The organism is Pseudomonas sp. B611 (assembly GCF_055407965.1).
The window spans coordinates 867,912-889,246 of the sequence record NZ_JBUZST010000001.1 but is presented as its reverse complement, the minus strand read 5'-3'; the positions used below and the strand labels follow the sequence as shown (position 1 = coordinate 889,246).

At 60.7% G+C, this 21,335-nt stretch carries 21 protein-coding genes; 9 read left to right on the top strand and 12 right to left on the bottom strand.

All coding sequences use genetic code 11. The features are described 5' to 3' along the window. Window positions 1-81: 81 nt before the first annotated feature. Window positions 82-1,158 (bottom strand): 23S rRNA (cytidine(2498)-2'-O)-methyltransferase RlmM, encoded by a 1,077-nt coding sequence (gene rlmM, locus ACZRMO_RS04245; RefSeq protein ID WP_124528025.1) that lies wholly within the window; start codon window positions 1,156-1,158, stop codon window positions 82-84. A 190-nt stretch (window positions 1,159-1,348) separates the two neighbouring features. Between rlmM and acnA the strand changes: the two genes are divergently transcribed. After that, window positions 1,349-4,090 carry an aconitate hydratase AcnA gene (gene acnA / locus ACZRMO_RS04240; RefSeq protein WP_463972004.1) on the top strand — a complete coding sequence of 914 codons (2,742 nt, stop codon included), beginning with the start codon at window positions 1,349-1,351 and terminating at the stop codon, window positions 4,088-4,090. Between the two features lie 141 nt (window positions 4,091-4,231). On the opposite strand, the gene ACZRMO_RS04235 is transcribed toward acnA, so the two are convergent. Beyond that, window positions 4,232-5,170 (bottom strand): aspartyl/asparaginyl beta-hydroxylase domain-containing protein, encoded by a 939-nt coding sequence (locus tag ACZRMO_RS04235; RefSeq protein WP_463972003.1) that lies wholly within the window; start codon window positions 5,168-5,170, stop codon window positions 4,232-4,234. A 181-nt stretch (window positions 5,171-5,351) separates the two neighbouring features. Beyond that, a complete protein-coding gene (gene cysK, locus ACZRMO_RS04230) occupies window positions 5,352-6,326 on the bottom strand; it encodes a cysteine synthase A (RefSeq protein ID WP_463972002.1) in 975 nt (324 codons plus the stop codon). A gap of 124 nt (window positions 6,327-6,450) precedes the next feature. Here cysK and ACZRMO_RS04225 point away from each other — a divergent pair, with 124 nt between their 5' ends. The 3 genes from ACZRMO_RS04225 to ACZRMO_RS04215 all read left to right on the top strand — a co-directional run bounded on the left by ACZRMO_RS04225 (window position 6,451) and on the right by ACZRMO_RS04215 (window position 9,718). After that, window positions 6,451-7,527, top strand: a complete 1,077-nt coding sequence (locus tag ACZRMO_RS04225; protein ID WP_463972001.1) for a DUF748 domain-containing protein — start codon at window positions 6,451-6,453, stop codon at window positions 7,525-7,527. Between the two features lie 167 nt (window positions 7,528-7,694). Further along, window positions 7,695-8,540 carry an AAA family ATPase gene (locus ACZRMO_RS04220; protein WP_003189627.1) on the top strand — a complete coding sequence of 282 codons (846 nt, stop codon included), beginning with the start codon at window positions 7,695-7,697 and terminating at the stop codon, window positions 8,538-8,540. After that, window positions 8,540-9,718, top strand: a complete 1,179-nt coding sequence (locus ACZRMO_RS04215) for a vWA domain-containing protein (protein WP_463972000.1) — start codon at window positions 8,540-8,542, stop codon at window positions 9,716-9,718. The genes ACZRMO_RS04220 and ACZRMO_RS04215 overlap by 1 nt, the downstream gene beginning before the upstream one ends. Before the next feature lie 51 nt (window positions 9,719-9,769). On the opposite strand, the gene ACZRMO_RS04210 is transcribed toward ACZRMO_RS04215, so the two are convergent. From ACZRMO_RS04210 to ACZRMO_RS04190, 5 genes are all read right to left on the bottom strand, one after another. Continuing rightward, window positions 9,770-10,306 (bottom strand): hypothetical protein, encoded by a 537-nt coding sequence (locus ACZRMO_RS04210; RefSeq protein WP_463971999.1) that lies wholly within the window; start codon window positions 10,304-10,306, stop codon window positions 9,770-9,772. Window positions 10,307-10,391: 85 nt separating this feature from the next. Beyond that, complete coding sequence (locus tag ACZRMO_RS04205) at window positions 10,392-10,946, bottom strand: hypothetical protein (RefSeq protein WP_463971998.1); 555 nt, start codon at window positions 10,944-10,946, stop codon at window positions 10,392-10,394. A gap of 759 nt (window positions 10,947-11,705) precedes the next feature. Next, window positions 11,706-12,629 carry a 5-oxoprolinase subunit C family protein gene (locus ACZRMO_RS04200; RefSeq protein WP_463971997.1) on the bottom strand — a complete coding sequence of 308 codons (924 nt, stop codon included), beginning with the start codon at window positions 12,627-12,629 and terminating at the stop codon, window positions 11,706-11,708. Then, on the bottom strand, window positions 12,626-13,330 hold the full coding sequence (gene pxpB / locus ACZRMO_RS04195) for a 5-oxoprolinase subunit PxpB (RefSeq protein ID WP_463971996.1): 705 nt from the start codon (window positions 13,328-13,330) through the stop codon (window positions 12,626-12,628). The genes ACZRMO_RS04200 and pxpB overlap by 4 nt, the downstream gene beginning before the upstream one ends. Beyond that, entirely contained in the window at window positions 13,327-14,067 is a 741-nt protein-coding gene (locus ACZRMO_RS04190) for a 5-oxoprolinase subunit PxpA (protein WP_463971995.1), read from the bottom strand. Before ACZRMO_RS04190 ends, pxpB begins: the two co-directional genes overlap by 4 nt. Window positions 14,068-14,242: 175 nt before the next feature. Between ACZRMO_RS04190 and ACZRMO_RS04185 the strand changes: the two genes are divergently transcribed. Beyond that, window positions 14,243-15,154 (top strand): LysR family transcriptional regulator, encoded by a 912-nt coding sequence (locus ACZRMO_RS04185; RefSeq protein ID WP_463971994.1) that lies wholly within the window; start codon window positions 14,243-14,245, stop codon window positions 15,152-15,154. A gap of 107 nt (window positions 15,155-15,261) precedes the next feature. Here the strand turns inward: ACZRMO_RS04185 and ACZRMO_RS04180 are convergent, their stop codons facing one another. Genes ACZRMO_RS04180 through ACZRMO_RS04170 form a run of 3 tightly spaced genes read right to left on the bottom strand, consistent with a single transcriptional unit; the run spans window position 15,262 to window position 17,144 of the window. After that, window positions 15,262-15,804: a DUF2937 family protein gene (locus ACZRMO_RS04180; RefSeq protein ID WP_463971993.1), complete on the bottom strand. Its 543-nt coding sequence runs from the start codon at window positions 15,802-15,804 to the stop codon at window positions 15,262-15,264. A gap of 11 nt (window positions 15,805-15,815) precedes the next feature. Next, complete coding sequence (locus ACZRMO_RS04175; protein ID WP_026136743.1) at window positions 15,816-16,592, bottom strand: class II glutamine amidotransferase; 777 nt, start codon at window positions 16,590-16,592, stop codon at window positions 15,816-15,818. Between the two features lie 21 nt (window positions 16,593-16,613). Further along, window positions 16,614-17,144 (bottom strand): MFS transporter, encoded by a 531-nt coding sequence (locus ACZRMO_RS04170; protein ID WP_463971992.1) that lies wholly within the window; start codon window positions 17,142-17,144, stop codon window positions 16,614-16,616. 24 nt (window positions 17,145-17,168) lie between these two features. Between ACZRMO_RS04170 and ACZRMO_RS04165 the strand changes: the two genes are divergently transcribed. After that, the gene (locus tag ACZRMO_RS04165; protein ID WP_463971991.1) at window positions 17,169-19,211 is read left to right on the top strand and encodes a S9 family peptidase; all 2,043 of its coding nucleotides are present in this window, start codon (window positions 17,169-17,171) and stop codon (window positions 19,209-19,211) included. Between the two features lie 69 nt (window positions 19,212-19,280). Beyond that, a complete protein-coding gene (locus ACZRMO_RS04160; RefSeq protein ID WP_463971990.1) occupies window positions 19,281-19,754 on the top strand; it encodes a cyclic nucleotide-binding domain-containing protein in 474 nt (157 codons plus the stop codon). On the opposite strand, the gene ACZRMO_RS04155 is transcribed toward ACZRMO_RS04160, so the two are convergent. After that, a complete protein-coding gene (locus ACZRMO_RS04155) occupies window positions 19,751-20,035 on the bottom strand; it encodes a hypothetical protein (protein WP_017736284.1) in 285 nt (94 codons plus the stop codon). The two genes, ACZRMO_RS04160 and ACZRMO_RS04155, sit on opposite strands and share 4 nt — an antisense overlap. Before the next feature lie 78 nt (window positions 20,036-20,113). Here ACZRMO_RS04155 and ACZRMO_RS04150 point away from each other — a divergent pair, with 78 nt between their 5' ends. Together ACZRMO_RS04150 and ACZRMO_RS04145 are read left to right on the top strand one after the other, a co-directional pair. After that, on the top strand, window positions 20,114-20,800 hold the full coding sequence (locus ACZRMO_RS04150) for a spermidine synthase (protein ID WP_463971989.1): 687 nt from the start codon (window positions 20,114-20,116) through the stop codon (window positions 20,798-20,800). A 59-nt stretch (window positions 20,801-20,859) separates the two neighbouring features. Continuing rightward, complete coding sequence (locus ACZRMO_RS04145) at window positions 20,860-21,234, top strand: YajD family HNH nuclease (RefSeq protein ID WP_017736286.1); 375 nt, start codon at window positions 20,860-20,862, stop codon at window positions 21,232-21,234. The last annotated feature ends 101 nt before the right edge of the window (window positions 21,235-21,335 follow it).

Here is a 21,335-nt window from a genome sequence, read left to right as displayed (position 1 = left end):
CCAGTCACTGATGATTTGACTGAACCACCGCTTTCGCGAGCAAGCCCGCTCCCACAGGGGTTTTGTGGTCACTTCAAGTATTCAGCGGTTCTTGGGCTTCTTGGCGGTTTCCAGGCGACGCAGGTGGCAGGTCACTTCCTCGCGGTCGTGGTAAAGCTGCTTACAGCCAATCTCCACCCGAATGCCGCGCGCCTTGAAGCCCTCTTCAATGCGTTCCAGCAAACGCTTCACTTCAGCATAACGCTGCTTCATCGGCAGCTTCAGGTTCACCACCGCTTCACGGCAATGCCCCTCGCCGATCCAGGTTTCCAGCAACGCCGCGTTGCGCGCAGGTTTCTCGACGATGTCACACACCATCCAGTCCACCGGCTGCTTGGGCACGAAGGTGAAGCCGTCGGCCATCAAGTGTTGCACCAGGCCGGTGTCCATCAGGCTTTCGGCCATGGGGCCGTTGTCGATGGCGGTCACCAGCATGCCACGGTTGACCAGTTGCCAGGTCCAACCGCCCGGCGCGGCGCCGAGATCGACGCCGGTCATGTCGCCATGCAGGCGCTCGTCCCACTGGTCGCGGGGGATGAAATGGTGCCAGGCTTCTTCCAGCTTGAGGGTCGAACGGCTTGGCGCGTCACGCGGGAATTTGAGGCGCGGGATGCCCATCGGCCACATCGCCGAGTTGTTCGACTCGGCCAGGCCCATGAACACTTCGCGGCCGCTCTTGAAGGTCAGCAGCAGGCGCGGCTTGCTGGGGTCGTCCACCAGCTTGCCGGCGTTGAGCAACGCCTTGCGCAGGTGCACTTCGAATTTCTTGCAAAAGTTAGACAGCTCTTTGCCGTCATTGGTATCGACCATCTCCAGCCAGAGGCTGCCGCACACCGGGAATTCGCGCAGGTGGGCGAGGATCACGCTGATGCGGTCGGTTTCCGGCAGGTCGATGAAAACCCCGCGCGCCCACTGCCGCGGGAAGATCAGCTCGGCAAAACGCTGGCCGTGCATCAGGCGCTGGGCGCCGTCTTCTTCGGTGCAGACAAATTCGGCGCAGGCGCTGCCGGTCTTGGCCTTGGCGTAGCCGGAAACGTTCAGGCGCGCGGCGTGTTCCGCGATCTCGGAACAGACTTCGCCTTCAAAACCCGGGCGGCAGTGCATAAAAAGGGTGTTCATCAACTCTCCTGGCAACTGGCTTGCTGTAGCGCAAGGCCTGTCATGAAAACGCGCGCATGATAACTGAGTTCGGAACCTTGGACTTAACCATAGAGTCCAGTTATTAGCCTGCTAATGAAAACAGGGCTAACTTGATAGCTCTGTCCGTCCCGTCAGGTCCGTAGCCGTGCGGATCATAAGGAGTCGCGTCATGTCATCGCTTGATAGCCTGAAAACCCTTAAAACCCTGGAAATAGACGACAAGACCTACCACTACTTCAGCCTGCCCGAAGCAGCCAAGCGCCTGGGCGATCTGGATAAGCTGCCGATGTCGCTCAAGGTGCTGCTGGAAAACCTGCTGCGCTGGGAGGACGACAAGACCGTCACCGGCGCCGACCTCAAGGCCATCGCCGCCTGGCTCAAGGAGCGCCAGTCCGATCGCGAGATCCAATACCGCCCCGCCCGGGTATTGATGCAAGACTTTACCGGCGTGCCCGCCGTGGTCGACCTGGCCGCCATGCGCGCCGCCGTGGCCAAGGCCGGTGGCGACCCGCAGCGCATCAACCCGCTGTCGCCGGTGGACCTGGTGATCGACCACTCGGTGATGGTCGACAAGTTCGGCAACGCCGACGCGTTCGAACAGAACGTCGATATCGAAATGCAGCGCAACGGTGAACGCTACGCCTTCCTGCGCTGGGGCCAGAGCGCCTTCGACAACTTCAGCGTGGTGCCGCCGGGCACCGGCATCTGCCATCAGGTCAACCTCGAATACCTCGGCCGCACCGTGTGGACCAAGGACGAGGACGGCCGCACCTACGCCTTCCCCGACACCCTGGTCGGTACCGATTCCCACACCACCATGATCAACGGCCTCGGCGTCCTCGGTTGGGGCGTGGGCGGCATCGAAGCGGAAGCGGCGATGCTCGGTCAGCCAGTGTCGATGCTGATCCCGGAGGTCATTGGCTTCAAGCTCACCGGCAAACTGAAGGAAGGCATCACCGCCACCGACCTGGTGTTGACCGTGACGCAGATGCTGCGCAAGAAAGGTGTGGTGGGCAAATTCGTCGAGTTCTACGGCGACGGCCTGGCGGACCTGCCGTTGGCCGACCGCGCCACTATCGCCAACATGGCCCCGGAATACGGCGCCACGTGCGGTTTCTTCCCAGTGGATGAGGTGACGCTGGACTACCTGCGCCTGTCGGGTCGTCCGTCAGCCACCGTCAAACTGGTGGAGGCCTACACCAAGGCCCAGGGCCTGTGGCGCAACGCCGGCCAGGAACCGGTGTTCACCGACAGCCTGGCCTTGGACATGGGCAGCGTCGAAGCCAGCCTGGCCGGGCCGAAACGCCCGCAAGACCGTGTCTCGCTGCCGAATGTCGGCCAAGCGTTCAGCGACTTCCTCGACCTGCAATTCAAACCGGCCAACAAAGAGGTCGGGCGCCTCGAAAGCGAAGGCGGCGGCGGTGTTGCTGTCGGTAATGCCGATTTGGTGGGTGAAGCCGATTACGACTACGAAGGTCAGACCTATCGCCTGAAAAACGGCGCCGTGGTCATCGCCGCAATCACATCCTGCACCAACACCTCCAACCCCAGCGTGATGATGGCGGCCGGGCTGGTGGCGAAAAAGGCCGTGGAAAAGGGCCTCACACGCAAACCTTGGGTCAAGACTTCCCTGGCGCCGGGCTCCAAAGTCGTCACCGACTACTACAAGGCGGCGGGCCTGACCCAATACCTCGACAAGCTCGGCTTTGACCTGGTCGGCTACGGCTGCACCACCTGCATCGGCAACTCCGGCCCGCTGCCCGAGCCGATTGAAAAAGCCATCCAGAAGGCCGACCTGGCTGTGGCCTCGGTGCTATCCGGCAACCGCAACTTCGAAGGCCGCGTGCACCCACTGGTGAAAACCAACTGGCTGGCCTCGCCGCCACTGGTGGTCGCCTATGCGTTGGCCGGCACGGTGCGTATCGACATTAGCAGCGAGCCACTGGGCAACGACAAGGACGGCAAGCCGGTGTACCTCAAGGACATCTGGCCGAGCAGCCAGGAAATCGCCGACGCGGTGGCTCAGGTCAGCACCGGTATGTTCCACAAGGAATACGCCGAGGTGTTTGCCGGTGATGCGCAGTGGCAAGCAATTGAAGTGCCACAGGCCGCAACCTACGTGTGGCAAAAGGACTCCACCTACATTCAGCATCCACCTTTCTTCGATGATATTTCCGGGCCATTGCCGGTGATCGAAGACGTCAAGGGCGCCAACGTGCTGGCCCTGCTCGGCGACTCGGTGACCACCGACCACATCTCCCCCGCCGGCAACATCAAGGCCGACAGCCCGGCCGGGCGTTACCTGCGCGAGCAAGGCGTGGAGCCGCGTGACTTCAACTCCTACGGCTCACGCCGGGGCAACCATGAAGTGATGATGCGCGGCACCTTTGCCAACATCCGCATCCGCAACGAAATGCTCGGCGGTGAGGAAGGCGGTAACACGCTGTATATCCCCACCGGCGAGAAAATGGCGATCTACGATGCTGCGATGCAGTACCAGGCGTCGGGTACCCCGTTGGTGGTGATTGCGGGCCAGGAATACGGCACCGGCTCAAGCCGCGACTGGGCGGCCAAGGGTACCAATCTGCTGGGAGTGAAGGCGGTCATCGCCGAGAGTTTCGAGCGCATCCACCGTTCCAACCTGGTGGGTATGGGCGTGCTGCCGTTGCAGTTCAAGCTGGATCAGAACCGCAAGACGCTTAAGCTCAGCGGCAAGGAGAAGTTCGATATTCTCGGGCTGACGGACGCGGAGATCGTGCCGCGGATGAACCTGACGCTGGTGATTACGCGGGAGGATGGCAGCAGCGAGAAGGTCGAGGTGTTGTGCCGGATTGATACGCTTAACGAGGTGGAATACTTCAAGGCGGGGGGGATCTTGCACTACGTGCTGCGCCAACTGATCGCGTCCTAAGCAACGCTGCAAATCAAATGTGGGAGCTGGCTTGCCTGCGATAGCGGTGGGTCAGCTAATCAAATGTTGACTGGCCTGCCGCCATCGCAGCGATGCGGCGACCCGACAAGCCAGCTCCCACAGTTTTGACCGTATTTCAAATCAGCCGAACAGCCACTTCCAGAGCAGTACCAACACAATGACGGCCAACACCGGCCGCGCAATTCGGTAAGCCTTCGGATGCTTGCGCTTCCACTGCTTCACCACACCACTGAACTTGTCACTGAAGGTCTTGCTCCAGGCATACGCCTGGTTGATCCCGCCGACGCGCTCGTCATCCAGGTTCTGCGGCGCCGTGGCGCGGCCCAGTTGCTTGCTGACCCAACGGTTGACGCGGGTCATGAAGCCATTGCTCAACGGCCGTTCGATGTCGCAGAACAGGATCACGCGGGTCTGCTCGGTCTCGTTCTTCACCCAGTGCACGTAGGTTTCGTCGAACATCACGTCGTCGCCATCACGCCAGGCGTACTCCTGGCCGTCGACAAAGATGCGGCAGGCGTCGGAGTTCGGCGTGGACAAGCCCAGGTGATAACGCAAGGAACCTGCAAACGGATCACGGTGCGGGTTGAGGTGGCTGCCGCCTGGCAACAGCGCGAACATCGCCCCCTTGACGTTGGGAATGCTGCTCACCAGCGCCACGGTTTTCGGGCACAGCGCCTCGGCCGAGGGCAGCGGTTTGTCGTACCACTTGAGGTAGAAACGCTTCCAGCCCTTCTTGAAGAACGAACCGAAACCGGCGTCGTTGTTCTTTTCGGCGGCACGGATGTAACCCTCGTCGAACAGGTGCATGGCCTCTTCGCGGATCACTTCCCAGTTGTCCTTGAGCACATCCAGTTCCGGGAACTTGCTGCGGTCCAGGTACGGTTTGGACGGCACGGCCGAGAACAAGTACATCAAGGCGTTATACGGGGCGAACAGCGCCGAATGGTTGACGAACTGGCGCAACAGCGGCAAACGGGCCTTGCCACGCAGGTGCACGTACAGCGTGCTGCCGATAAACAACAGCAACACCGACAGTTTGGCGGCCAAAGAAAAGGTCATGCAGCAACTCCTGGAAAAATGCGCCGGGCATCATAAACACTTGGGCCATTATGCAGAAGGCCCAAGGTTGATCGTTCCCACGCTCCGCGTGGGAATGCATCACGTGACGCTCCGCGTCACTCCCTACGCGGGACGCGGAGCGTCCGGGGCGGCGTTCCCACGCGGAGCGTGGGAACGATCATCAAGCCTGGTTTTCCTGATCGGTAAACAGATCGCTGAACAGCATGCTCGACAGGTAGCGCTCACCGGAGTCCGGCAGGATCACCACGATGGTCTTGCCCTGCATCTCCGGCTTCTGCGCCAGGCGCACGGCCACGGCCATCGCCGCACCGCAGGAGATACCGCACAGAATCCCCTCTTCCTGCATCAGGCGCAGGGCCATGGCCTTGGATTCGTCATCACTGGCCAGTTCAACACGGTCAACCATCGACAGGTCGAGGTTTTTCGGCACGAAACCGGCGCCGATGCCCTGGATCTTGTGCGGGCTCGGCTTGATTTCTTCACCGGCCAGCGCCTGGGTGATCACCGGCGACACAATCGGCTCCACGGCCACCGAGAGGATCTGCTTGCCCGCGATGTTCTTGATGTAGCGCGACACGCCGGTGATGGTGCCACCCGTGCCCACGCCGGCCACCAGCACATCCACGGCGCCATCGGTGTCGTTCCAGATTTCCGGGCCGGTGGTTTTTTCGTGGATCGCCGGGTTGGCCGGGTTTTCGAACTGGCCCGGCATAAAGTATTGGGCCGGGTCGCTGGCGACGATTTCTGCGGCTTTTTCAATCGCGCCCTTCATGCCCTTGGCCGGTTCGGTCAGCACCAGTTCGGCGCCGAGAGCCTTGAGTACCTTGCGGCGCTCGATGCTCATGGACGCCGGCATGGTCAGCAGCAGCTTGTAGCCACGGGCGGCGGCGACAAACGCCAGGCCAATGCCGGTGTTGCCCGACGTCGGTTCGACAATGGTCATGCCCGGCTTGAGTTTGCCGGTGCTTTCCGCGTCCCAGATCATGTTCGCGCCAATGCGGCACTTCACCGAGTAACCGGGGTTACGCCCTTCGATCTTGGCCAGGATGGTCACGCCACGCGGGGCGATACGGTTGATCTGCACCAGGGGCGTGTTACCGATGGAGTGCGCGTTGTCTGCAAAGATGCGGCTCATGGCGGGTCCTATGTTGGCGGTATTCAGGAAGGCCCCAAGGGTATGCCTCGTGTCGCAACGCGTCCAGTCGAGGAACGTTGCGCGCCTCACAAGAGTCCATCTCCTACAGACATGGAGAATGCCAATGAAACGTCGCTACAGCTGGCTGCTATGGACCGTTGCCGGGCTGGTGGTGCTGCTGGTCGCCCTGGACCTCGCGCTACCCTATCTGGTGCGCAACTATTTGAATGACAAGCTCGCCGACATGGGCGACTACCGTGGCCAGGTCAGCGACGTGGACGTCGCCCTGTGGCGCGGCGCCTACAAGATCAACGGCCTGGAGATCATCAAGGTCGATGGCAAGGTGCCAGTGCCGCTGCTCAAGGCGCCGTTGATCGACTTGTCAGTCAGCTGGCCAGCGCTGTGGGCCGACCATGCGGTGGTGGCCAAGGTGCGCTTTATCAGGCCTGAGGTGAATTTCGTCGATGGCGGCGCCAACAAACAGGCATCCCAGACCGGTAAAGGCACCGACTGGCGCGCGCAACTGAGCAAACTGGCACCGATCACCCTCGACGAAGTGCGCATCGAAGACGGCAAGATCGCCTTCCACAACTTCAGCTCCAAACCACCGGTGAAGATCGACGCCACCGAGGTCAACGCCAGCTTCTACAACCTGACCAACATCGTTGACGTCAAAGGCAAGCGCGACGCGCGCTTCGAAGGCAAGGCCCGGCTGCAAGGCCAGGCGCCGCTGGAAGCCAGCGCGACTTTTGATCCGCTGAGCAATTTCGAAAACTTCGAGTTCCGTTTCCGCGCCAAGGATTTGCAGCTCAAACGCATGAACGCTTTCGCCTCCGCCTACGGCAAGTTCGATTTCAAGGCCGGCAGCGGCGACGTGGTGATCGAAGCCCAGGCGGAAAAAGGCCAACTCACCGGCTATATCAAGCCGCTGCTGCGGGACGTGGAAGTGTTCGATTGGCAGCAGGACGTGGAAAACAAAGACAAGAACATCTTCCGTTCGATCTGGGAAGCCGTGGTGGGTGCCAGCGAGACGGTGCTGAAGAACCAGCAGAAAAACCAGTTCGCCACCCGGGTGGAGCTGAGTGGCAGTGTGCATCAGCAGGATGTCAGCGCGTTCGGTGCGTTTTTGGCGATTTTACGCAATGGTTTTATTCAAGCTTTCAATGCCCGCTACGAGCAACCCAAGCCGAGCGCGGACTAACTGTGGAAGCTGGTTTGTGTGGGAGCTGGCTTGCCTGCTCCCACATGGGTACGAGTACAGATTAAAGGACGTGACCCGCCATTCAGAGACTGAATAACCCGCCTGCGTTCACAGTCGCCGGGGCTGCGCGGTATAGTCCGGGCATTGATGAATGCGAGGAAACACCGATGAAGTTCGAAGGCACCCAGGCCTACGTTGCCACCGACGACCTGAAACTGGCCGTCAACGCCGCCATCACCCTGGAGCGGCCGCTGCTGGTCAAGGGCGAGCCCGGCACCGGCAAGACCATGCTCGCCGAGCAACTGGCCGAATCCTTCGGCGCCAGGCTGATCACCTGGCACATCAAGTCCACCACCAAGGCCCACCAGGGCCTGTATGAGTACGACGCGGTGAGCCGCCTGCGCGACTCGCAACTGGGCGTGGACAAGGTGCACGACGTGCGCAACTACCTGAAAAAGGGCAAGCTCTGGGAAGCCTTCGAGTCTGAGGAGCGAGTGATCCTGCTGATCGATGAAATCGACAAGGCCGACATCGAGTTCCCCAACGACCTGCTGCAAGAACTCGACAAGATGGAGTTCTACGTCTACGAAATCGACGAGACCATCAAGGCGAAGAAACGCCCGATCATCATCATTACCTCCAACAACGAAAAAGAACTGCCGGACGCGTTCCTGCGCCGCTGCTTCTTCCACTACATCGCCTTCCCCGACCGCACCACCCTGCAAAAGATCGTCGATGTGCACTACCCCGACATCAAGAAGGACCTGGTCAGCGAAGCGTTGGACGTGTTCTTCGACGTGCGCAAGGTGCCCGGCCTGAAGAAAAAACCGTCCACCTCCGAACTGGTGGACTGGCTCAAGCTGCTGATGGCCGACAATATCGGCGAAGCCGTGTTGCGCGAACGCGACCCTACCAAGGCCATCCCACCACTGGCCGGCGCCTTGGTGAAGAACGAGCAAGACGTACAGTTGCTGGAGCGTCTGGCGTTCATGAGCCGTCGCGGTAACCGCTGATGCTGCTCAACCTGTTCAATGAAATGCGCGCCGCCAAGGTGCCGGTGTCGGTGCGCGAGCTGCTCGACCTGATCAACGCGCTGAAAATGCGCGTGACCTTCGCCGACATGGACGAGTTCTACTACTTGGCCCGGGCGATCCTGGTCAAGGACGAGCGACACTTCGACAAGTTCGACCGGGCCTTCGGCGCCTATTTCAATGGCCTGGAAAAACTCGATGACCACCTGCAGGCGCTGATCCCCGAAGACTGGCTGCGCAAGGAGTTCGAACGTTCGCTGAGCGATGAAGAGCGCGCGCAGATCCAATCCCTTGGCGGCCTCGACAAGCTGATCGAAGAGTTCAAGAAGCGCCTGGAAGAACAGAAAGAACGCCACGCCGGCGGCAATAAGTGGATCGGCACCGGCGGCACCAGCCCGTTCGGTTCCGGTGGCTACAACCCGGAAGGCATTCGCGTCGGCGACGCGGGCAAGCGCCAGGGCAAGGCGGTGAAGGTCTGGGACCAGCGCGAGTACAAGAACCTCGATGATCAGGTGGAACTGGGCACGCGCAACATCAAGATCGCCCTGCGCCGCCTGCGCAAATTCGCGCGCCAGGGTGCGGCTGAAGAACTGGACATCGACGGCACCATCGACCACACCGCCCGCGATGCCGGCTTGCTGAATATCCAGATGCGCCCGGAGCGGCGTAACACCATCAAGTTGCTGCTGTTGTTCGACATCGGCGGCTCGATGGATGCCCACGTGAAGATCTGCGAAGAGCTCTTCTCGGCGTGCAAGACCGAGTTCAAGCACCTGGAGTACTTCTACTTCCATAACTTTGTGTACGAGTCGGTGTGGAAGAACAACCAGCGCCGCACCTCGGAACGCACCTCCACCCAGGACCTGCTGCACAAGTACGGCGCGGACTACAAAGTGATCTTTATCGGCGATGCGTCGATGGCGCCGTACGAGATCACCCAGGCCGGCGGCAGTGTCGAGCATTGGAACGAAGAACCCGGGTATGTATGGATGCAGCGCTTCATGGCCAAGTACAAGAAGCTGATCTGGATTAATCCGTATCCGAAGGACACTTGGGGGTATACGGCGTCGACGGGGATTGTGCGGGAGTTGGTGGAGGATCAGATGTACCCGCTGACGTTGCGGGGGCTTGAGGAAGGAATGCAGTTTCTTTCCAAATAAGTAATCGGTTAAAGGAGCTGGACTCAACGTCAAGCCCCTTTAATTCACACATCAAGACCTTGGGGCGGAGGGTGGCCTGGCATTGAACCAACCCAGCGTCAGGAAGGCAGTGCAGAACATACGAATCTGATCGGCATCAATGAAGTCAACTTCGCCATCCCCATTGACGTCCGGGTTGACTGCCCCCTGTGGCCCGTCAGCCACGCTGTAGAACTTAGCACTGAACGCCACATGCGCCTCACCGACATGAAACTTCAGATGTACGGTTTCGGAAGAGCAATTACTATCCAAGTCATAGGCCGATACCTTCAGGTATTTGTTGAACGACTGATCGCGGCTGAACCAATTGAATTCAAGAAATTGGCGAGCCAAGGCAATCGACTTGAACCGGTCCCACTCATTACTGACGCCGTCGTTATCAATATCTTCCGGCTGTGCGCTATCCAATTTACCGTCATTGTCCATGTCGAATACAGTGACGCAACGGATAAGCGACGGAGTCCTCTGACTGTCGTGCCATTCCAACGTCACAAGGTCGGGCGTGCCATCGGGGCAATAGTCTTGTGCGGAGAGTTTCATGTAGCGCATATAAGTGTACCTTCGCCTACGAGGTGGACCACCTGGGCGGTTCTCAAAAGAATTAGCAGGATCTCAACGTCACAGGTTCGTCTTGTTACAGAAGCTGTAACTGACAAAACTTATGGTCGTGAGCGCCGTACCAGCGGAATGAAAGGAACTTGAGCGCAAACCCATGGACGAGTTGGGCGTCCACATAATTGGTCTGTTGGTCGCCATTGACGTCGGGAAAGATGGTCAACTCCATGCCTTTGCCATCGGCATTGGTTTGGTAGGCGGCGCTGAAGGCCATGGAGTCTGTGCCTTTAAAAAACTGCAGACGCACCGTTTGAGCCACACCGCAGACGTCAAAATCCTCGGCGAAGATTTTCATGTATTTGTCGAAGGGCGGATCCGGGCTAAACCAGTTGAACTCAAGAAACTGCTGCGCGAAGCTCTCTACCAGGCGTTTATCCGCCTCATCCACTACGCCATCTTCGATAACGTCATCAGTCGTCACCTCATCAAGCTTGCCGGAATCACGCAGATCCTCGGCCAGTGCCTCCTTGACGAGGTGAGGGGGCGTCCCTTCCTCGCGCTCATAAAAACTAAGGTGGACAGCAGGTACATCGTCGTCTTTGGCGTCTTTGGCCGTTACTATCAGATATCGCATATGAAACCCTCCTCCTAAATGGAGAAGGTTTGCACCACGACGCCAAAGGCACCACCTCGAAAAGACTCTTTGCACTGAATGAAATTTCCGAAACTGTAACCCTCAACATTGTGCATCGTACCGAACCAAGGGCCTCACGGTTCTTATTGAGGCAAGTACCGCTCAAACTTCGCAACAGGCGACAGAAACGGTTAAGCGTTTCGTCGCGCGAAGCCTAAATTTTCGCGGCAATTCTTCTAAAATGGCATCCCAGACGGCGTAACGAGCACCCGCAAGCCCAAAGTATTAAACCGGCGTACCGACGAACGAACAAGGCTTTACTACTCGGACGTTATTCCAATTGCACTTTAGAAAATCACGACAAAACTCTTCCACCTGAACTTAAGAAACCGCCTGGCCAATGCACGCGCCAACTCACTATCGACGTTACTAACAACTCCGTTGCCGTCAATGTCATCGGCGATGACCTCGCCCATTAGCCACCTCAAGCTTGCGTGGTCTTGATCCGGGGGTGTTCATCGCCAAGGCCTCGGCAAGCGCTTTAACTTTCACACCATCAAAAACTCTAAATGAATGGTATCGATCACATCGTTATCGCAGTAATCCTGAGCCGTCATCATCAAATAACGCATCGCATATTCCTTAAAAAAGAAAAACGATATTTTCATTACCTGAATGTGAACACCATGGCCGCCTGTGGACAGAGCGTGTCTGAAACTCGATATTGAGGTGCACGATGTTTAAATCACGGCGATGTAACTACAGTGGTTGCGGGCTGCGGTATTGCGCCAAAAACCTTACATGCTGCTCATAAGCACTGTGCTGCACCACCGGCGCCAACCGCACCTTCTCCCCCGGCAAGCACTGCGCCAGCCGCGCCAGCGCCAAGGGCGTCAGCGCGCCCAAGCGCGGGTAACCACCAATCGTCTGCCGATCATTGAGCAACACAATTGGCTGCCCATCCGGCGGCACCTGGATCGCCCCCAACGGAATCCCTTCGGAAATCAGCGACGGCCCCTGGTACTGCAACGGTGTGCCCAGCAAACGCATGCCCATGCGGTCGGCGCGGCTGTCGAGGGACCATTCGGTGTTGAACGCATCGAACAGGCTTTGCCCGCTGAACTGGCCGATCTGTGCGCCGACGATCACGTCCAGCGCGGCCTTGGCGGGCAGGTTGGGATCGTTCAGCACTTTCATCGCACCACCGGCACCGCAATAGGCCAGGCGCCCGCCTTCGACCAACGCCTTGCCAAAACCGTCCACACCGCCCAGTTCCTCACGCACAACCGTGGCGCAACTGCCCAGCACAGCCGGCGCATCAAACCCGCCCGGCGCCGCCAGGTAAGCCCGCGCGCCGTTGAACGGTTGGGTGAAGCGCAAACGCTGGCCCTTTTGCAGGATAAAACTGCGGCCGGGGCTGATGGCCCGCTCGTCGATGTACGCCCCGAGGTCCGCACCAGCCAAGGCCAGCAAGCTGTAGTCCTCGGCCTGCACGGTGAATCCGCCCAAGGTGATCTCTACCACCGGCGCGTCCAACGGGTTGTCCAGCAGCCAGTTGGCCCAGGACATCGACACCCAATCCAGCGCCCCACCCTGGGTCACGCCCAGGTGGCGCACGCCAAAGCGCCCGGCGTCCTGCAACAGGCACAGCGGCGTGCTGGCCTCGATGATCAAGTGGCTCATGCCTGCGCCTCCAACGGCGTGTCATCGCCACCCAATTTAATGAATTCAGCGTGGTCAACGGGCTCGAAGCGCACCGTGTCACCGGGTTGCATCAGGCTGTAGCCGTCGCGATCGCGGTCGAACAACTTGGCCGGGGTGCGGCCAATCAGGTTCCATCCACCGGGCGACACCACTGGATAGGCGGCGGTTTGCCGTTCGGCGATGCCGACGCTACCCGCCGCGACGCGTTTGCGCGGAGTGCTCAGGCGCGGGGTGGCGAGGATTTCATCCACCAGCCCCATAAAAGCAAAACCGGGGGCGAAGCCGAGGGCGAATACCTGGTATTCGTGGGCGCTGTGCTGGCGGATCACTGCATCGACACTCAAACCGCTGCGCTGGCTGAGCAAGCTCAGTTCGGGGCCGACGCTCAGGTCGTACCACACCGGCAGCACATGGCACTGGCCGCTGCCCTGGGCTTGCGGTTGCAGGTCGGTCAGGGCTTGCTCGATCAATTCCCGCGCCTGGGCCGGGCTCAACGCGGCGAGGTCGTAATGCACCATCAAGGTGGTGTAGGACGGTACCAGGTCCACCAACGCCGGGCCAAAGCCATCGCGCAAGCGCTGGGTGGCGGCGAGCATCCACGGCATGTTGGCTTCGGCGATGGCATCAAACAGACGCACCATCAGGCAGTCGATGGCCACTACTTCAATGCGTGGCTTCATGCGCTCTTCAATGCCTCGCGGATGCGCTGCACGGCAGCGACCGAACTGGCGTTGTCACCGTGGACGCACAGGGTATTGGCCTGCAACAGCAGCGGGCTGCCGTCGCTGGCGATCAGCGGTTCGCCACGGGAAATGGTCAGGGCTTGGCCGACGATGATGTCGGCATCGTGGTGCACGGCGCCGGGCAACTGGCGCGAGACCAGATGGCCGTTGTTATCGTAGGCACGGTCGGCGAAGGCTTCGAACCACAGGGTGACACCATATTCATCGCCCAAGGCCTGCGCGGCGCTGTTGTCGCGGGTCGCCAGCAGCATCAGCGGCAGGTCGCCGTACGCCGCCACGGCCTGGATGACGGCACGCAGCTGCGTCGGGTTGGCCATCATGTCGTTGTACATCGCGCCGTGGGGTTTGACGTAGCTCACCCGCCCGCCCTGGGCCCGGCAGATGCCGTCGAGGGCGCCGATCTGGTAGTGCAACAGGTCCTGGATTTCCTGCGGCGTGTAGGCCATGGAGCGGCGGCCGAAACCTTGCAAATCCTGATAAGCGGGGTGTGCACCCACTTGCACGCCGTGCTTGAGCGCCAGGCTGACGGTCTTGCGCATGATGCTCGGGTCGCCGGCATGGAAGCCGCAGGCCACGTTGGCGCAATCGATGAACGGCATGACCTCGGCGTCCAGACCCATGGTCCAGTTGCCAAAGCTTTCGCCGATGTCGCAATTCAGTAGCAGGCGGCTCACTGTGGTCGCTCCTGTAGGTTTTGTTTTTTTGTAGTGTGGGATTGTTTACACAGAACTCGCAACTTGTCCTGACACCCCCACGACGCTTATCGTGGAATAGCTCGATTTTTGGCGCTGGCCCGGTGCGGCGTCCAACTAATAAAAACCGATCCATGCATAAGAAAAAGTTGATCCCATGAATTTGAAGTTCCTCGAAACCTTCGTCTGGGTGGCCAAGCTCAAGAGCTTTCGCCTGACCGCCGAGAAGTTGTTCACCACCCAGGCCTCGATCTCCAGCCGCATCGCGGTGCTGGAAAGCGAACTGGGGGTGAAGCTGTTTCTGCGCGATTCACGCGGCGTGAGCCTGACCCCGGAAGGCGTGAAGGTGCTCGATTACGCCGAGCAGATGATGGTGACCATGCAGGGCTTGAAGCAGTCCCTGGAGACCACCAGCAGCAAGGTCGGGCGCATACGCATCGGGGCGATGGACACGGTGATCCACACCTGGCTCAGCCCGTTGGTGGCGGAACTGATGGACCATTTCCCGCTGGTGGAAATCGAATTGGTCGCCGATACCGCATTGAACCTCAGCGATCAGCTGCAAAAAGGCTTTCTCGACCTGATCCTGCAAACCGACCTGCTGCGCCTCGAAACCGTGCGCAGCCTGGAACTGTGCAGCCACCCCATGGCCTGGATCGTCGCCAGCCAGTCGATCTACCACCGCGACTACGCGTCCCTCGCCGAACTGGCCCAGGAGCGCATCATCACCTACTCGAAAAACTCCCACCCGCACCAGGACGTGCTGCGCCTGATGCAAGCCAACGGCGTGGCCGCGCCACGGATGAACTGTGTGAATTCGGTGTCGGCGATTACCCGCTTGTTGCGCGATGGCTTCGGGGTCGGCGCGCTGCCGCCGGTGCTGGTGATGGAGGAGCTGGCGCGGGGGGAATTGGTGATGTTGCCGATGGCGCAGAAACTGCCGAACTTGCAAGTGGTGGTGTCGTGGCGCGTGGGAGTGGAGTTGGTGGAGGAGATTGTCGGGTTGTGCCAGAGGGTGGTGGCCCGCTATGCCGAAGAAGTCGGCCCAGAGCGGATGATCCTGGCTTGATCGTTCCCACGCTCTGCGTGGGAACGCCTCCAGTGACGTTCCGCGTCACGCTTTTGGACGCGGAGCGTCCTGGGCTGCGTTCCCACGCGGAGCGTGGGGACGATCATTCAGAGGCCTTTCAGGTCACGCTCCTCAATCGGCCGGCTCTGGCGCAAACGCTTGCCGCCCAACACCACCCAATCGATCAACCGGAACAGGCATTCCAGCCCGAACGACAACAGCATCGCCCCGCCCAACCCCCAGCCCATGGCCTCTGGCGTCAGCAGGATCTGGTAGCTGTAGCCATTCCAGGTCTCCTGGCGGATATCCGGGTCAGCCGCCACCGCCACTTGCAGCACGCGGATGTACCACGGCCCTTGCATCGCCTGGAATTGCTTGTCCAACGCCACCTGGCGGTCAAGCATCGCGCCCAGGCTGTTGGCGTCGCTCTGGAACACCGGGTCATCACTGGCGCGGTAATGCGCGACCAGGGCCTGCAAGTCACCCTTGAAGAACTGCTGCGCGGTGGTTTCAAACCCGCGCAAGCCGGTCTGGGCCTCGATCAGATGGGCTTCGACGCGCTTGGCGTAGTCGTTGATAAACCCCGGCACCTGTACGCCGACCAACAAACCGATGGCAAACAACACCAACCGCAGATAGCTGAGCAACATGGTCGATATCCTTACTCGGTGATGCCCTGGCTGACGCATTCACCGCGTCGCCACAGGCTCCATTGGCCCGGTTCGTAGCGGGTCCAGTTTTCGTTGTCGGTCAGTGGCTCGGTGGCGATCACCGTAACCACGTCATTGGGCGTGGTTTCTGCCTGAAAATCGACGATCACGTCGACATCTTTCAAGCGTGCCGGGCCAAACGGCGCGCGACGAGTGATTTGTGCCAGCTTGGTCGAGCAGTAGCAAAACAGCCAGTCGCCGTCGCTGAGCAGGCAATTGAACACGCCTTTGCTGCGGTATTCGGCGCAGGCGGCGATCAGGTCCGGCAGCACCTGCTCAATGTCCACCGGCTCGGGGAAGGCTTCACGCACGCGGTTGAGCAGGTCGCAGAAGGCCGCTTCGCTGTCGGTATCGCCCACAGGCCGATAGAACGTGGCGCGGGGGTTGAAGTCCGCCAGTTGACCGTTGTGGGCGAAGCACCAGTTGCGCCCCCACAGCTCGCGCACGAACGGGTGGGTGTTGGACAGGCACACCTTGCCCACGTTGGCCTGGCGGATATGGCCAATCACCACTTCACTTTTGATCGGATAACGCTGCACCAGCAGCGCGACTTCCGACTCACTGCTCGCCGCCGGGTCCTGGAACAGACGCAGGCCACGGCCTTCATAGAAGGCGATGCCCCAACCGTCGCGATGGGGGCCGGTGCGGCCACCGCGCTGCATCAGCCCGGTAAAGCTGAACACGATGTCGGTGGGGACGTTGGCACTCATGCCCAATAATTCACACATGCCAGGGCTCTCGCTACAACGTTAAAGGCGCGGTTCGACGCGCATGCCGCTCACAGGTGCCGGGCGGCGGAAAGGTTCGTCATCATCGGCCGGCTCGGCGGCCAGGGCTGCATCGGCGGCGGCCTTGCGCTCGCGGCGGGCCTTGGCGGCGCGCTCGATGGGCCAGCGGATCAACACGATCACCAGGTACACGGCGAAGGCGATCATCGTGTACATGAACAAGTCGGAAATGGCCCGCCAGGCGTTGTTGCCGACCTTGAGCACCAGGTCCAGCGCGGTGATGGCCACAGCTGGCGCGAACTGGGTCTTGACCGGGTCGACGATGGTCGGGCTGAACAGCAACACCGCCATCAGCAATTGCAGCGGCTCGCGCAACCAGCGCCAGATCCAGCGGGTCATGCGCCACCACACCAACAGGCAGCCCAAAGCGGCGAAGGCGTATAGGCCCCAAGCGGTCAGATAGTCGTTCTCGGTCATGGTGTCCATGGCAAGGCTGGCAAAGAGGCGGCTATGATAACGGCTTTTGCGTGTCGCGGCTGCAAAGCCTGCCACCGTCCGCCAGATAGAGAATAATCCATGCCTACATCGCCAGCTCCGATTGCCCGCAAGGCCCCAGGCCAGGATCCCTATGCCTGGTTGCAGGAACGCGACAGCCCTGAAGTCCTCGATTACCTCAAGGCCGAAAACGCCTACCAGGAAGCCCGGCTCGCCGACCAGCAGGCCCTGCGTGAAACCCTGTTCGAAGAGATCAAGGGCCGCATCCTCGAAACCGACCTGTCCCTGCCCTCCCCGTGGGGCCCATACCTGTATTACACGCGCACCACCGCCGGTGACGAATACGCCCGTCACTACCGCTGCCGCCGCCCGGCGGACGACAGCAACCAGGTGGACGACAGCAGCGAAGAGCTGCTGCTGGACCCGAACGTGCTGGCCAACGGCGGCTTCTTCTCCCTGGGCGCGTTCAGCATCAGCCCCGACCACCAGCGCCTGGCCTACAGCCTGGATACCAGCGGTGAAGAGATTTTCACCCTGTACGTGAAGGAATTGGCCAGCGGCAAGGTCAGCGAACTGGAGTTCGCGGACTGCGACGGCAGCATGACCTGGGCCAACGACAGCCTGACCCTGTTCTTCGGCGAACTGGACGACACCCACCGCCCGCACAAGCTGTATCGCTATCGCCTGGACGGCACGGCGGCGCAGGAAGTGTTCCACGAGCCCGACGGACGTTTCTTCCTGCATTGCTACCGCTCCAGCTCCGAACGCCAATTGCTGCTGGCCTTGGGCAGCAAGACCACCAGCGAAATCTGGGCCCTCGATGCCGAGCAGCCGCACCTCGATTTCACCTGCCTGGCACCTCGGGTCGAAGACCATGAATACGATGTCGACCACGGCCAACTGAATGGTGCCTGGACCTGGTTTATCCGCAGCAACCGTGATGGCATCAACTATGCCTTGTTCACCGCGACCGACATTGGCGACGTGCCAACCGAGGCCGAGTGGCAGAACCTGATCCCCCACAGCGACGAGGTGATGCTCGACGGCGTGAGCCTCAACGCCAGCGCCATGACCTTGAGCCTGCGCATCGGCGGCCTGCCGGTGATCGAAGTGCATCCAGAAGGTCTGCCCGCCTATCGCGTGGAATTGCCCGACGCCGCCTACAGCCTCTACGTACAAAACAGCCTGGAATTTCCCAGCGACAAGATCCGCCTGCGCTACGAAGCCCTGAACCGTCCGGCCCAGGTGCGCCAGTTGGAACTGGCCAGCGGCGCGCAAGTCGTCCTCAAGGAAACCCCGGTACTGGGCGCGTTCAACGCCGACGACTACGTCAGCCAACGCCTGTGGGCGACGTCCGCCGACGGCACCCAGGTGCCCATCAGCCTGGTGGTCAAGCGTGACCAACTCGGCAAGCCAACACCGCTGTACCTGTACGGCTACGGCGCCTACGGTTCGAGCCTCGACCCGTGGTTCTCCCACGCACGCCTGAGCCTGCTCGACCGCGGCGTGGCGTTTGCCATTGCGCACGTACGCGGCGGTGGCGAGCTGGGTGAGGCCTGGTACCGCAACGGCAAGCAGGAACACAAACAGAACACCTTCAGCGACTTTATCGCCTGCGCCGAACACCTGATCGCCGAGGGTTTGACCACCTCCAAGCAATTGGCCATCAGCGGCGGCAGCGCCGGCGGCCTGTTGATCGGTGCAGTGCTCAACCAACGCCCGGAGCTGTTCCAGGCGGCGATTGCCGAGGTGCCGTTCGTCGATGTGCTCAACACCATGCTCGACCCGGAGCTGCCGCTGACCATCACCGAGTACGACGAGTGGGGCAACCCGGAAGAACCTGAAGTGTACGAACGGATAAAGGCCTACGCGCCGTACGAAAACGTCCACGCCCAGGCTTATCCGCACCTGCTGGTGATCGCCGGCTACAACGACAGCCGCGTGCAGTACTGGGAAGCGGCCAAGTGGGTGGCCAAGTTGCGGGATACCAAAACCGACGACAACCTGCTGCTGCTCAAGACCGAACTCGGCGCCGGCCACGGCGGCATGAGCGGGCGCTACCAGGGATTACGTGACGTAGCACTCGAATATGCATTTGTGTTCAAAGCATTGGGATTGATTTAGGAACTAAGCGCGGCGGTTCTGTCTGAACACAGAACCGCCCTACAAGATTGACGGACCAAGATTGCCGCTATGCCAGAACCGACCTTACTCAATAACGAAATCCGCGACATGCTCATGGACTGCGGCCTGTTCGATCCTCTGCTGCCGGAAGATTTTCACATCGCCGCCGGCTACTTCAACATCAGCAGCATGGCCCGGGACGAAGTGATTTTCCTCGAAGGCGATGCCGGCACCTTCATGTGCATCCTTCACAGCGGCCAGGTGGCGGTGCAGAAAGCCAACCCCAGCGGCCAGCGCCTGACCATCGCCACCCTGCGCAGCGGGCGAGCGTTTGGCGAAATGGCCGTGCTCGATGGCGAGCGACGCTCCGCCAGTTGCGTGGCCGCTTCAGATTGTGTGCTGTTGAACCTGGGCAAGGATTCCCTGGAGAAAATGCTCAATGACGCGCCCAGGGTCGCGGCGAAGATTATCCGTGCCATCGCCATTGCCCTGTCCAAGCGCCTGCGCATGGCCGACGGGCAATTGCTCTCCCAGCAGTTTTAACCGCCTGGGGTCTTCGGCTTGCTGTCGTTCTGCTGCAAACCGGGCACAGTCTGGTCTTTTGGCGGCGTCGGCAACACGATCGGCACCAGCGCGGGGGAACCGTTAGCCGTGGCCTTGGGCGCAACCGGCGGGGTGACCTGCGGGTACAACGTCGGCGTGGGTGTGCCCGGTGCGCCTGGGGTGGGTGCCGGCGCAACCGGTACGGTTTGCAACTCCTGAGCCTGCGCCGCACCCAATGTGAGCGCGCTCAACACAATGACCGTTAGAATGCTGCACTTCATCGATGGCTCCATGGCCTGACCGGAATGTCGTAAGGCTACTCCCAACCGCGCAAGAATGCCCTTCCCAATGAGATTTCCATGAAACGTTTCGTTCTGCTGGACACCACTCCGATCCCCGACAACGGCGGTGCCTTGTGCCTGTTCGAATACGGCGAGGATTTTGTGATCAAGATCCAGGGCGGTGACGGCGGCCAATTGATGAACACGCGCATGCACGGCTCCGAAGACGCGCTGGCGGAGATCCCTTGCCGCAAGGTCGCCGGGCGCGCGGATTCGCGGGTGCTGATTGGCGGCCTGGGCATGGGCTTTACCCTGGCCTCGGCGCTCAAGCATTTGGGCAAGACCGCCGAAGTGGTCGTCGCTGAGTTGGTGCCCGGCGTGGTGGAGTGGAACCGTGGCCCGCTGGGGGAGAAATCCGGTCGCCCGCTGCTGGACCCACGCACGGTGATCCGCATGGAAGACGTGGCCAAGGTGTTGCAAGCCGAACCCCTGGGGTTTGACGCAATCATGCTCGACGTCGACAACGGCCCCGAAGGCCTCACGCAAAAAGCCAACAGCTGGCTGTACTCCGCCGGTGGCCTCGCCGCCTGCGCCAAGGCCCTGCGCCCCAAGGGCGTGCTGGCGGTGTGGTCGGCCAGTGCCGACAAACTGTTCAGCGACAAACTGCGCAAGGCCGGCTTCAAGGCCGAAGAGGTGCAGGTGTTCGCCCACGGCAACAAAGGCACACGCCACACCATCTGGATTGCCGAAAAGCTCAAGGGCTAACTGCGCCGAGAACGGCTAGAATCAAGCGTATCCGTGACCACCAAAATATAGGAGCCATGATGAGCTCAACCAACCCGCCCTCCCACACCGCCAAGCTGGACCGCATCCTCGCCGATGCCCAGCGCGACCGGGAAATGGGCTACCGCGACAAAGCGTTGAAGATGTACCCCCACGTGTGCGGTCGCTGCACCCGTGAGTTCTCCGGCAAGCGCTTGAGCGAACTGACCGTGCATCACCGCAACCATAACCATGATGACAACCCTCAGGATGGTTCCAACTGGGAGTTGCTGTGCCTGTATTGCCACGACAACGAGCACTCGCGGTATACCGACCAGCAGTACTTCAGCGAAGGGTCGACCAGCAGCCCGACGATTGCCAAGGCCACGCATAACCCGTTTGCGGCGTTGGCGGGGTTGATGAAGAAGGACGACTGATAGCCTTTTGTTGGCTGTACTGGCCTCATCGCAGGCAAGCCAGCTCCCACAGTTGACCGCATTTCAAAGTTGGAATGCAGTCAAGTGTGGGAGCTGGCTTG